At 52.1% G+C, this 13,002-nt stretch carries 11 protein-coding genes; 4 read left to right on the top strand and 7 right to left on the bottom strand.

Annotated elements, in window-relative coordinates; all coding sequences use genetic code 11:
* Positions 1–34 precede the first annotated feature (34 nt).
* From glpX to CYQ09_RS07405, 3 genes are all read right to left on the bottom strand, one after another.
* Positions 35–1,000, bottom strand: coding sequence for a class II fructose-bisphosphatase (gene glpX / locus CYQ09_RS07415; protein WP_106745447.1), 966 nt, complete (start codon positions 998–1,000; stop codon positions 35–37).
* Positions 1,001–1,136: 136 nt separating this feature from the next.
* Positions 1,137–2,423 carry a homoserine dehydrogenase gene (locus tag CYQ09_RS07410; protein ID WP_106745446.1) on the bottom strand — a complete coding sequence of 429 codons (1,287 nt, stop codon included), beginning with the start codon at positions 2,421–2,423 and terminating at the stop codon, positions 1,137–1,139.
* Between the two features lie 55 nt (positions 2,424–2,478).
* Positions 2,479–2,703 carry a hypothetical protein gene (locus CYQ09_RS07405; protein WP_106745445.1) on the bottom strand — a complete coding sequence of 75 codons (225 nt, stop codon included), beginning with the start codon at positions 2,701–2,703 and terminating at the stop codon, positions 2,479–2,481.
* A gap of 104 nt (positions 2,704–2,807) precedes the next feature.
* Here CYQ09_RS07405 and CYQ09_RS07400 point away from each other — a divergent pair, with 104 nt between their 5' ends.
* Entirely contained in the window at positions 2,808–3,287 is a 480-nt protein-coding gene (locus CYQ09_RS07400; RefSeq protein ID WP_106744792.1) for a hypothetical protein, read from the top strand.
* Between the two features lie 610 nt (positions 3,288–3,897).
* On the opposite strand, the gene CYQ09_RS07390 is transcribed toward CYQ09_RS07400, so the two are convergent.
* On the bottom strand, positions 3,898–4,473 hold the full coding sequence (locus CYQ09_RS07390; RefSeq protein WP_106744790.1) for a TadE/TadG family type IV pilus assembly protein: 576 nt from the start codon (positions 4,471–4,473) through the stop codon (positions 3,898–3,900).
* The gene (locus CYQ09_RS07385) at positions 4,470–6,086 is read right to left on the bottom strand and encodes a TadE/TadG family type IV pilus assembly protein (protein ID WP_162617594.1); all 1,617 of its coding nucleotides are present in this window, start codon (positions 6,084–6,086) and stop codon (positions 4,470–4,472) included. The genes CYQ09_RS07390 and CYQ09_RS07385 overlap by 4 nt, the downstream gene beginning before the upstream one ends.
* Before the next feature lie 387 nt (positions 6,087–6,473).
* Between CYQ09_RS07385 and dnaG the strand changes: the two genes are divergently transcribed.
* From dnaG to CYQ09_RS07370, 3 genes are all read left to right on the top strand, one after another.
* On the top strand, positions 6,474–8,447 hold the full coding sequence (gene dnaG, locus CYQ09_RS07380; protein WP_106744788.1) for a DNA primase: 1,974 nt from the start codon (positions 6,474–6,476) through the stop codon (positions 8,445–8,447).
* Between the two features lie 128 nt (positions 8,448–8,575).
* A complete protein-coding gene (gene rpoD, locus CYQ09_RS07375; protein WP_106744787.1) occupies positions 8,576–10,549 on the top strand; it encodes an RNA polymerase sigma factor RpoD in 1,974 nt (657 codons plus the stop codon).
* A gap of 1 nt (position 10,550) precedes the next feature.
* Positions 10,551–11,162, top strand: a complete 612-nt coding sequence (locus tag CYQ09_RS07370; protein ID WP_162617593.1) for a hypothetical protein — start codon at positions 10,551–10,553, stop codon at positions 11,160–11,162.
* Between the two features lie 114 nt (positions 11,163–11,276).
* Here the strand turns inward: CYQ09_RS07370 and CYQ09_RS07365 are convergent, their stop codons facing one another.
* Entirely contained in the window at positions 11,277–11,966 is a 690-nt protein-coding gene (locus CYQ09_RS07365; RefSeq protein ID WP_106745444.1) for a nitroreductase family protein, read from the bottom strand.
* A gap of 96 nt (positions 11,967–12,062) precedes the next feature.
* The gene (locus tag CYQ09_RS07360; RefSeq protein ID WP_106744785.1) at positions 12,063–12,914 is read right to left on the bottom strand and encodes an SDR family oxidoreductase; all 852 of its coding nucleotides are present in this window, start codon (positions 12,912–12,914) and stop codon (positions 12,063–12,065) included.
* Positions 12,915–13,002: the final 88 nt, after the last annotated feature.

Below are 13,002 nucleotides of genomic sequence, written 5' to 3'. Positions count from 1 at the left end.
CGCTTTGTATGAAATACTCTCGCCGAAGGCGCGGTTATGAAACCGGGTTGCGGTAAATCATGCGACGCACTGACCCAGTTTTAGAGCGCATCAAAATTGTTTCGGCCGTCACATAGCCAACTTCGCGTTTGATTCCGCTCACAAGCGATCCGTCTGTGACCCCGGTTGCCGCAAAAATAACATCGCCAGTAACCAGATCATCGCGGGTATATACCCGGTCGAAATCGGTGATGCCCGCTTTGGACGCGCGGCCACGTTCATCGTCGTTGCGGAACAGCAGGCGACCCAAAATTTGGCCCCCCATGCATTTGAGAGCGGCCGCTGCCAGCACGCCTTCGGGTGCGCCACCTGATCCCATATACATATCAATCCCGGTAACTGCGGGCTCTGCGCAATGCATCACGCCAGCGACGTCACCATCTGTGATCAGCCGGATAGCCGCACCTGTTTTGCGCAACTCTGCTATCATGTCTTCGTGGCGGGGACGTTCAAGCACGCAAACTGTGATGTCGCGCGCTGTACAGCCTTTAGCAGCGGCCAATGCTGCGACACGATCTGTGGGGGACATCTCGAGCGTGACAACGCCTTCGGCGTATCCCGGTCCAATCGCAAGTTTATCCATATAAACGTCGGGTGCATGCAACATTGATCCGCGCGGTCCCATCGCGATGACAGCCAGCGCGTTTGGCATGTCTTTGGCTGTTAATGTCGTACCTTCAAGTGGATCAAGCGCAATGTCGACACCGGGGCCATTGCCAGAACCAACCTCTTCACCGATGAAAAGCATCGGCGCCTCATCGCGTTCGCCTTCGCCGATCACGACGACGCCCGCAATATCTAGTTTGTTTAACTGGGTGCGCATCGCGTCAACAGCGGCTTGGTCGGCAGCTTTTTCGTCGCCACGCCCGATCAGTGGGGTACAGGCAATTGCTGCAGCCTCGGAAACACGGGCAAGTCCAAGTGAAAGTGAGCGGTCGTTAAAGTCGGCAGCTTTGGTCACGGTGGGAGGTCCTTTTATGTTTAGTTCCCCTAAAGCGTGTCCGTTCACATGCTGCAATACTGTTTGCGCTAACCGATCAGCATCAGAATTGCCTAACAATCCTGATGCTGAAATTTAGGCATAATGTCGCGTATTATCAGACTTCTTCGATGCGAATTGCAACGGGCGCGCCAGACACAACTCCGGTGTCTTTAAAATCAGCCAAGGCTTCTTCGAGCGCGGTTCGCGTCGTTTTATGCGTGACGATCAACACCGGCGCGGCTGTGTCATGGTGGCCATACTGGCGCATACGATCAATCGAAATGCCTGCTTCACCCAATGCATGCGCGACCTTTGCTAAGGCGCCCGGCTTATCAAGCAACTGAAGACGTAGGTAATACGGTGCAGGCACCGCGGCGCGTGCTGCGCGTGCTTGGCGTAAGGTGTTTGCGGGCTGGCCAAATGTTGAAATCCGCAATCCGCGGGCGATATCCATGACATCGCCCATCACGGCGCTTGCGGTTGGTCCTTCGCCAGCGCCAGCGCCACGCAGAACAATCTGTCCTACAGCGTCGCCTTCGAGAACGACCATGTTGGTGCCGCCTTCAAGTTGTCCAAGCGGCGAAGTATCAGGAACAAGGCAAGGCGACATGCGCTGTTCAAGCCCACGACCTGTCATCTGTGCGACGCCGAGCAGTTTGATTTTGTATCCCATGTCTGCGGCTTGATGGATGTCGTCGATGGTGATCGCACCGATACCTTCAAGCTCCACAGCATCGAAGTCGACTTGTGTTCCAAATGCGATGGAAGCGAGCAACGCCAGCTTATGACCTGCATCGATACCGCCAACATCCAACTCAGGATCTGCTTCTAAGTAACCAAGGCTGTTGGCTTCTTCGAATACGTCTTCATAGCTTAGGCCAGCGTTTTCCATCCGCGTGAGGATGTAGTTGCAGCTACCGTTCATCACGCCCATCACGCGGGTAATTTCGTTGCCAGCCAAGCCTTCGGTCAGCGATTTCACCACGGGAATACCGCCTGCAACAGCTGCTTCAAAACGGATCACGCGATCAGCCGCTTCAGCGGATTCAGCCAAAGCTTGGCCATGAATTGCGAGCAGCGCTTTGTTTGCTGTGACAACATCTTTGCCGGCGATAATTGCAGCTGCAGTTGCGTCTTTGGCTGGGCCTTCATGGCCGCCCATGACTTCTACAAAAACGTCGATATCGTCGCGCTTCGCTAGATTGATCGGATCATCTTCCCAAGCGTAAGCAGATAGGTCGACGTTGCGGTTTTTGAGCTTTGATCGTGCGGATACAGCGCGAATGACGATTGGACGCCCGGCGCGCTTTTCCAGCAAATCGGCATGCTGCTGGACAATTTTTACGATGCCAACCCCAACGGTGCCAAGACCCGCGATTCCAAGGCGTAGTGGTGTCATCATGTCTGGGTCCATTCGTGGTTCGTTTTATCAACGCCCTACTAGCGAATAGGGCGCGCTACTGCAACGCAGCGATATTGATCTGGCGCAGACGTTTGGCACGGGATTGCAATGCGGCCACGCGCTCGGCCATCTGCATGTCAGTTTGGGCCATGTGAGGCATAATATATGGAAGCGATGAAAGCGTGGGGTAGGGGGTATCACGCGCCGTGTCGCTAACGTCGACCGCTGGAAACTCGGTGCAGGCCGCGAGGGCAAATATGAAGAATAGGGTCAGTCGCATTGCGGGCACTTTACGCAGCACCCGATAAAAAGCGCAAGCCAGCGTATGTCTAGGCATTCGTGCAAACGTGAGGTAGGTCGGTGAAAACCAAAATGAGGTGCGACATGTTCCAATCCGACGAAAACGGTGTTTACGCCATAGTTCAAGCGTCAGCGCTGCGCCGCACCTTTGCTTTCGGGGTGCTTTTCGCGCTGGGTACGATGGTGATTTATACTGCGTTGATGCAGCCACCTGCCGCAATTTTGTTGGTCTTTATGCTTGGGTTCGGAGCCGGCGCGTTGTGGCTTGCCGAGAAAATGCGGCGGGCGACGCTAAGCGTGATTGAGCTTACAGAAACAGAAATTCGCGATTCAAATGGCCTTGTGTTGGCACGTATGGACGAAATTATCGCGGTGGATCGCGGTGCATTTGCGTTCAAACCATCGAATGGCTTCACGCTGAAGCTAAAAACCAAAAAGCCCCGGGCTTGGGCACCGGGGCTTTGGTGGCGCTTTGGGCGCCGGGTTGGTGTCGGCGGCGTGACCTCAGCAGGTCAGGCCAAATTCATGGCAGAGCAAATAGCGCTGCGGATTGCTGACGACTAGTCGCAGATACTGTTTCCACTGGAATTTGCGAAGCATACTTTTGAAGTGAAACGCGGGCGTATTACTGTGAATGTTTTGAAATCGATGTCGTCCAAATTGGTTTCAACAAAGGGTCCAATGCCAATGGAGAATGGGGCAGAGTAGGTGGTCACAGTTTCTATCAGTAGGCCTTGCTGCTGATCATCCATTATTGGAATACGGCTTATTTCAGCGTTTAGAGATGAATCTGTGTGCTCATCGTAGAGAGGACCCTCTTCTTTGGACCAAATCACTCTAACCTCATCATCCGATGGGTCACGATTTTTACCGTTCAAAAACTCGAATGATGTGATCCGTAAACTAGGTGTCCCTGTCATCGAGGTTTCAGTCAAAACCTTGAAAAGTTCGTAAGATCCAGCGACATATTCCGCGTTCACGCCCGCGCGCCGACTATACATGTCAGCGATTGTTAGGCCCGCACGCGTGCTAATTGCCTCGGCTCGAAATGCCTGGAAATATACATGTGTTGATAATAGAGCCCAAACTAGAATTGGTACAGATAACATTAGTTCGACGGATGCGATTCCAGTCTCGTCGTACCAAAACGAACGCAGCTTTTCTCTGAATCTCATCACTGCGGTTCCACTACGTAGGAGGATGTTGATACCAGCGCATAGGAACCGCCCGCGGCCGCATCAGCATTATCTACAATCGCTTGTCCAATGTTTGGAACTTCCCTGCGACCAATCGCCGAAAACGGTAGTACCGGATCGATACGTGCACAGGCGCGTACCAAGACAAGTTCATTTTTCACACCGTGTTGAATAGATGATGCAGGGCGGGCGTCTTCGTCGCGATTGATGCAAAGTGTTTTTCCTGTGAGTGCTGTCCAGTTCTGTTCGGGGTCTTGAACCACGAGCTCTACGAACAGCTGGTTGTCACAGTCAGGAATGATGCTTGCTACGTCACAAATACGTTGCCGTAAGGCGTCATCACTGGGCGCTTCCATGATGCCAATTCTAACGTCACGTATTGCTATATCGACGCCACGGTCGAGCATAAACTGACGCAAAGAAATAATCCCGCTTTCGTAGGTCATTAGAAAAAATGCAAAAAATACTGGAAAAATAATGACGAATTCGATGGTTACAGTGCCCGTATCGTCGCGACGGAAACGCGATGTAAGTGATGCAATATGGCGGATCATAGGTTCAACCTGAGCTCTGTGATTTGTTCGGCGATGGAGTTAAAGATCGATGACAAATCTTGGCTTTGAGATGAATAGAAGTGTGAGGGAGAAGTAGCACAGTCGTGCATAGCCTGCTGTCCATTAGTCGCAAGTCTTCGGTCAATGGCGCCGTCACTATCAAGAGGGAGCGCATTTGAACTCATCGTAATGGTATAAACAACGACCCCTGCATCTTTCGCTTCTGTACATATATTTTGCAACAGCGTGTCTTGTTTTGTTCCGGTGGTGATTGTTTCCACATCGTTGCTACTCCATCGTGTCCATTCGCGGAGGCGGTGTATTTCGCGCGCCTCATTGTATGAAGATTTTCTAATATCCGACATGGAAGTGTTGTCGCCATCGGTCATCAATACGATATACTTAAGTGATGCATCTGCGCTTGACCCGACATAGGGGCTTGGGCGGTCATTTTGAAATGTTTCATGAGTCGTTGATAGGTTGCTCACGATCGTTTCCATTGATGGGTCAAGCAAGGTAACCCCCCATTTCATGCCAAGATGGATTGATGTACTTGCGCGCGGGACTAAATTTCCAATTGCTGTGTTAATAGCCCCCGCCTGGTGGGCATGAACGATGATGGCCTCATCGGTTTCATCCGATCGGCATAGGCGGTAGTTTTGGAACACTCTCCCCTGCGAGGTGACGTAGTCCGCATCGGCGACTTGTCGTAATGGGGCCGAAGTAGGGCTATAGCCAAGCGTCGTATATGCTGAGTCTGGGAAAATGACACATTGGCTTTCATTTGTAATTGTTCCCCATTCGCGTCTGCGGCGTGATAGGTAGTCCCCACTGTTATCTACGCCGTAGTTCCCAGTCGCTTCGTCAATATCGACGTTCAGCTGGTCAAATAATTCCTTACCAACGTTCACGTGGCCGGAGTAAGTCACCAAATTTAATGATACCCGCGGCGCATATGCTGCAATGTCGGCCTCGCTCGCGTCTGCTGCGGGTTCCGCGCCATTGGGCTCTAACACTTTTGTGACGAAATCTTTTGCGGCCGTTTGAAGCTCGTACATCCGTGAATTTGCGAAACTACTCGCATCATAATCATTGTGAAGGTTGAATCTCATTGAGCCTGAAATATCCAGAACAAGAGATACTTCAGTTTTGCCGTTACCCTGGATTGCGCGCGATTCAGCTGGCGCAGAGAGATGATCTATACCCGCCAAGCGCAGGTAATAAGTGTTAATGTCAACCTCGGCCTCAACGTAAGCTGAGCTGGAACCGCCAGATGTAATCACACGTGGTCCCGAAGTTATAACATCTTCGAGGCCGGCCTTGCGAAAATAGTCGAGAGCGATTTCTTCACGGCTGACTGCTTCATCTTCTTTGGCACCCGTCGGTATCAGATTTGCCGCTGCCAACACTGCGCGATCGGCGACCCCTTGGATTTCTGCACGCCGAGATTCAAATCGCATGAAATCGACTGCCATGCCGCCCATTATCAACATTGTGACCAGCAATAAGATCGTCATGATCAGTATTGATCCGTCTTCGTCTTGCACAAAGCGCTTTGCAATGTTGATTTGCTGATCTCTTGCGCGGGAATTGCGCGAATTTGATTTGTACATCGTTGGCATGGTCTATCCTCGTGGCAAAGCACTAAGACACTTATATGTCATATTTGCTTGTGTTCATAACCCTCAAAGGTTTGTGCCGTGGCGGCGTGGCGAAATTAGGGCAAGCACTTTGTGGATGATGTTAATAGCGGGGTGTGGCGTGGTTAAAGTTCACTTTTGGCCATCACTGTTTCTGTTTTAGAAAGTGTGGGAGCTGAAGTTTAGGCAGAAATTTGCCAAAGTTGTGCGTTTGCACCCGCAATTTTAAATGAGGAAAGGTGGAACCCGTCGCATTTCGATTCGTGGTTTGGTCGTAAATTCGTTGGAATTGACTTTATAGGCACTAAGCTAAGCGAAGAACGGATTGGCCTTTGCTGCGAACTGGGCGATAAAGCGGGTATGAGTCTTCCGCCGGGTTTCCTTGATGAATTGCGTACGCGACTGTCTTTGGGGCAGGTCGTTGGTCGAAAGGTTATGTGGGACACGCGCAAGTCCAATCAGGGTAAGGGTGACCTTTGGGCGCCGTGCCCGTTCCATCAAGAAAAGTCGGCTAGCTTCCACGTTGATGATCGTAAGGGGTATTATTACTGCTTTGGTTGTCACGCAAAGGGTGACGCGATCTCGTTTGTGCGCGAAACTGAAAACGTCGACTTTATGGAGGCTGTACGGATTCTTGCGGGCGAAGCAGGTATGCCGATGCCAGAGCGTGATCCGCAAGCGCAGCAAAAGGCGGATCATCGCACCATACTGGTAGATGTCATGGAGCAAGCCGTCCAGTTTCACCGTTTGCAATTGCAGACGGGTGTTGCCGCCGCTGCACGTGACTACCTTGAGCTTCGCGGCCTAAGCGTGGAAGCGCAGGCGCGTTGGGATATTGGTTTTGCACCAGCGCAGAGTGGGGTGCTTGAGCATCTGAGTGGCAAGGGAATTGAACAAAAGCTTATCGTCGATGCGGGGCTGGCTGCGAAAAGTGACCGTGGAAACGGGTTGTATAACCGGTTTCGAGATCGGATCATGTTCCCGATCCGTGATGCACGGGGGCGTGCGATTGGCTTTGGCGGGCGGGCGATGGATCCGAACCAGCCTGCAAAATACTATAATTCGCCTGAGACACCTTTGTTCGACAAAGGGCGTAGTCTGTATAATCACGGACCCGCACGCGAGGCTGCCGGCAAGGGCAAGCCGCTGATCGTGGCTGAAGGATATATGGATGTCATCGCTCTGTCAGAGGCAGGGTTCGAAGCAACTGTCGCGCCGTTAGGGACCGCAATCACCGAAAACCAATTGCAGATGCTGTGGCGTATCGCACCCGAGCCGATTATCGCGCTTGATGGTGACACTGCCGGGCTGCGTGCCGCAATGCGCGTGATCGATATTGCGCTGCCATTGCTCGAAGCGGGCCAATCTTTGCGTTTTGCATTGATGCCTGACGGAATGGACCCTGATGATCTGATCAAGTCCCAAGGCGCCGGAGCGATGCAAAAGCTGATCGATCAAGCGATTCCTATGGTGCAGCTGTTGTGGCAGCGCGAAACCGAAGGAAAGACTTATGACAGCCCCGAACGGAAGGCTGCGTTGGATAAGGCGTTGCGCGAAAAGATCAAACTAATCGCCGACCCATCGATCCGCGCGCATTACGGCGAAGCCATCAAAGAGATGCGCTGGGAGCTGTTTAGCAAACGCAAGCGTTCGGGTGCCGGTGCCCGGCCGCAACAACGTAAGTGGGCCCCGGGAAATCAAGCAGCGTGGAAGCGCGATATTAGTCCCGTTTCGACAAGTAAAAACTCGGCGCTTGGGACGGGGGCCGCAAAAGAAGAATACCTACGTGAAGCCGTGATTCTTGCAACCATGGTAGCAAATCCGAAAGTCGCGATTGAATTTGAGAGCGCATTGGAGGAACTGGATTGTCGCGATCAGACACATGCTGATGTGCAAGGCTGCCTATTGCGGCACCTTGGCGCTGACGATTTGCGTAGCGTTATTGTTGATGCTTTGGGGCCCATGGTACTTGAAAACCTGATGACCCACAGCCATGTGGCTATTAGCCCGGCAATTCGGCGTGCAGGGGATGATGCGATAGCGCGCCTTTGTCTGGCAGAGGAGTTTGCAAAACTGAATGCGCGGTTAGGGCATGCGCGTGAAATCGAAGATGCCGTCGAGGATTTATCTGGTGTTGCCGATGAAGGGCTGACCTGGAGATTGGCGCAAGCGACCGCAGCAGTTGAGCGCGCAGAGCGAGGAGACAATGATGACAAGGCAGAATATGCTGTACGGAAAAATGGTTCGCGTCTTAAGAAAGACGAACTAAGTGCCTTGGATCGGCTGCTGAAACAGATTGGTTATGCCGATGGACCGGACACGCCGGAAACATGAATGGCAACATACTTTGAAAACAAGGCGTGACCTGCTTGCGAATCACTGCGATGCAGGGTTGATTCGACGCCAACCGAATCGGCCGAATCACTTCGGCCCGGAAAAGATGACTTTGAAAGGGCCCCTTGATGGCTGCGAAAGACAACGACGATCGTAAGAACGCTGACCAAGATGGTGATATCAGCCTTGATATGAGCCAAGCTGCGGTCAAAAAAATGATCGCCGACGCGCGTGAGCGGGGCTATATCACTTACGACCAGTTGAATGCTGTCTTGCCTCCAGAGCAGGTATCGTCAGATCAAATCGAAGATGTGATGTCGATGCTGTCCGAAATGGGCATTCAGGTCACCGAAGAAGAAGAATCAGAAGAGACCGACGAAAACCAAGGCGGGACCGAGGTCGCGACTGTGGCCGGTTCGCGCGATGTTGTTCTTGGTGGCGCCGAAGCTGAAAAGCTCGACCGGACAGATGATCCAGTCCGTATGTACTTGCGCGAGATGGGCAGTGTTGAGCTGTTAAGCCGTGAAGGCGAGATCGCGATTGCGAAACGCATTGAGGCGGGTCGCAACACGATGATCCTTGGCCTGTGCGAAAGCCCACTGACATTCCAAGCGATTACAATCTGGCGTGACGAGCTGTTGTCCGAAGACATTCTGCTGCGCGATGTGATCGATCTTGAAACGACATTCGGTGATCAAATTGGTGACGAAGTGGAACCTGTCGTTGAGCCTGTCGCAGCCACTGGTGAAAAGCCCGAAAAAGCGCAAGAGCTAGACGCAGACGGTAACCCGATCGCCAAAGATGACGATGACGACGAAGATGATCAGGCAAACATGTCGCTTGCTGCGATGGAAGCTGCGCTTAAGCCTCGCGTTCTGGAAACGCTGGAAGTAATTGCGCATGACTTTGCCGAGCTTTCAGACATGCAAGACGCCCGTATGTCGGCGACCCTGAATGAAGATTCTTCGTTCACCGAGAAACAAGAAAAGAAATATCAAAAGCTACGGTCTGAAATCGTGCTCATGGTGAATTCGCTTCACCTGCACAACAACCGTATCGAAGCCCTGATTGACCAGTTGTACGGCATCAACCGCCGCATCATGTCGATCGATAGCGCTATGGTAAAGCTGGCTGACCAAGCCCGGATTAACCGTCGCGAATTCATTGATGCCTACCGTGGTCGCGAGCTTGATCCAAACTGGCTTGAAGAAATGGGCGAAAAGGCTGGCCGCGGCTGGCAGATGATGATTGAGAAATCGACAGACAAGATCGAAGAACTGCGCGGCGACATGGCCCAAGTCGGTCAGTATGTTGGTGTCGATATCACTGAATTCCGCCGCATCGTACAGCAAGTTCAAAAAGGTGAAAAAGAGGCGCGTCAGGCCAAGAAAGAAATGGTCGAAGCTAACCTACGCCTCGTTATCTCAATCGCCAAGAAGTACACAAACCGTGGCCTGCAGTTCCTTGATTTGATCCAAGAAGGTAACATCGGCCTGATGAAGGCGGTCGATAAATTCGAATACCGCCGTGGTTATAAATTCTCGACCTACGCCACATGGTGGATCCGTCAGGCGATCACGCGTTCTATCGCGGATCAGGCGCGTACCATCCGTATCCCAGTGCACATGATCGAAACGATCAACAAACTGGTTCGGACTGGTCGTCAGATGCTGCACGAAATTGGCCGCGAACCCACACCAGAGGAATTGGCAGAAAAGCTGCAGATGCCTTTGGAAAAAGTCCGCAAGGTTATGAAGATCGCAAAAGAGCCAATCTCACTCGAAACGCCAATCGGCGACGAGGAAGATTCACAGCTTGGCGATTTCATCGAAGACAAGAATGCAATCCTGCCGCTGGATTCTGCCATTCAGGAAAACCTGAAGGAAACCACGACACGGGTTCTGGCGTCACTGACACCACGCGAAGAACGCGTCCTGCGCATGCGTTTCGGTATCGGTATGAACACCGACCACACGCTCGAAGAAGTTGGTCAACAGTTCAGCGTGACACGCGAACGTATCCGTCAGATCGAAGCAAAAGCGCTGCGGAAATTGAAGCATCCGAGCAGAAGCAGGAAACTGCGGAGCTTCTTGGATCAGTAATTTGAAAGGCGCCTCCGGAAACGGAGGCGTTTTGTTTATGGAGCATGACGATATCCGGCGCGCCAGAGAAATCCTGTATTTGCTGAAAAACCTGCTGCATCGGTGTGTGATGTTTGATGCGATTAAGGGTGCATCGACAGAGTTGAACTTCTTCCGAGTCTACCAAAGTTGTCTGATGGACATGATTTGTATCGATTGGTGTAAAGTTTTCGGCACCGATGGAGAGGAAAGTCACTGGAAAAATGTAATTCCAAGTGACGACCATGACTCATTTAGAGACGTATTAGAAGAAGCACTGAGCGAAAGCTCTTGTGTCAACCTGCAAGCTGTGTGGCAAAAAACAAAGTGCTATCGTGATACAGCTTCAGCGCATTTGGATTTAGATGAAACAAAACGATCGACAAATTATCCGGTTATCACGCCGCTTCGTGTTACAGCAGAAGTGCTATATCGTAAGTTGTTTTCCGACCTCAAATTGGAGCAACGGGGTGGAATTGCTAAGCCTTCAGAGATTATGGATGTAAAGCGTTCTGAAATTGTCTCTCACAACGCGAAATTATTTGATGAATGCCTGAATTCATTGAGTGTTTGGACTAATGCGAGGCAACCTTGAGGCGCTTTGATGAGTGAAACCCGCGCTTGCTGAGCTGTCTTCGCTGCGAACACAATCGCGCTCAATGGGCGATTGTAAAGCGTCCTTCGCACGATGGATGGGCTCTGACCTATCTCAATAAAATTGCGCAATCTTATCCAATGGCTTTTTATATTTCGCCACTTCTGGCACGGTCGCCGTTTGGGCTGCATGGCCAACGGTGAGGATCATCACGGGTTTTTCTGAATCTGGTCGATCCAATGCCGCGTTCAGGAACTTCATTGGGTTCGGTGTGTGCGTTAGGCACGAAAGCCCCGCATTGTGTAGTGCTGCGATCAAGAAACCCGTCGCGATGCCGACGCTTTCAGGCACGTAGTAGTTTTTATAGCGTGTGCCATCGTCGAACTCTCCCCACCGCTGTGCAAAGATCACGATATGCCAAGGTGCGGTAGTCAGGTGTGGTTTGTCCGCGTTGGTGCCAATCGGTTCTAGAGCCTTGATCCATTCGTCACTGCCACCACCGACATAGAACTTGCGTTCCTCCTCCTCTGCCTCAGCCCTGATGCGCGCCTTGAGCGCAGGATCAGACACAGCCGCAAAGAACCACGGTTGGTGGTTAGCACCGGAAGGGGCGCTTCCCGCTGTCATGATGCAGTTTTCAATGATGTCGCGGGGCACCGGACGGTCAGAAAAGTCGCGGATCGAGTGGCGCTTAGCCATGACTGCGCGGAACTCTTGCGCCTTTTCCTGTGATTGGGCGTCAGTCAGGCTTTGCTGGTCGGGCAGGGGGACCGCGTTATAGGACATCTTTTCTTTTGCAAACATTGTGGTCTCCTTGGGTGTTGCCAAAGATAACCAGCAATCGCGCTGTAGGCCAAGCTGGAAACGGTGCCCAGCAAAGTGCACCGTTTCCATGTTTGCTTAAGCGATGGATTTTAGTGTCACATCAATCTTGGTTGTCGGCCGCCCGATAAGCGTGGATAGCGTTTTACTGTCATTGAACAGCGCCCCATCCGCAGCCTTTGCATCACTGTCGGCAAGAACGGCGGCAAAGCCTTCAGGCAGCCCTGCGCCGACCAATGCTTGGGTGAATGCCTTCTCTGGCATGTTGGTGTAGCTGATTGGTTTGCCCGTTATGGATGACGCAGTCGCGGCATATTCATCAAGGGTAAAGGCGCTGTCGCCAGCAAGCTCCAGCACCTTTCTGTCGTGGCCCCCGGCCAAGACGACTGCGGCTGCTTCGGCGTAATCGTTGCGCGTTGCGGTCGCGAATTTACCTGTGCCTGCTGCGCCAAAGTGCTGACCCAGTTCGATGTCTTGTGCCAATGTCATTGTGATATTTTCCGAATACCACCCATTCCGTAGAAACGTGTGCGGCAGGCCGCTTGCGATGATCGCGGTTTCGGTTTCTTTGTGCTCTGACGCTAATGCCATCGGGCTGTTTTGTGCGTTCAGAATAGATGTGTATGCGATAAAGCCGACATTGGCGGTCTTTGCCGCATCAATCACGTTACCATGCTGACGTGCGCGTTCACCGACAGTGGATGATGAAATCAGGAGTAGCCGATCAACGCCTTTAAACGCGGTCGTTAGGCTGTCAGCATTATCATAGTCGCCCTGTCTGGTTGCGATCCCTTTTGCCGCGAAGACTGCGGCCTGATCATCTGAACGTACCAGTGCAATGATGTCGGTGGTAGGCACGCGTTTGGCTAAGTGATCGACGACTAGCTGGCCAAGCTGCCCTGATGCACCCGTTACAAGATAAGTGGTCATTGGATTTTCCTTAGGTTCCGATTTGTATATAGGTCTCACTTAGAGACTGCGTCTGACCCTGAAAAGGAGGCAGTTTTTCATGCCTAGG

The sequence above is a fragment of the Yoonia maritima genome (assembly GCF_002933395.1).
Taxonomy (GTDB): Bacteria; Pseudomonadota; Alphaproteobacteria; order Rhodobacterales; family Rhodobacteraceae; genus Yoonia; species Yoonia maritima_A.
Note: the sequence above shows the minus strand (reverse complement) of the source record. Positions and strands in the feature narration are given on the sequence as shown.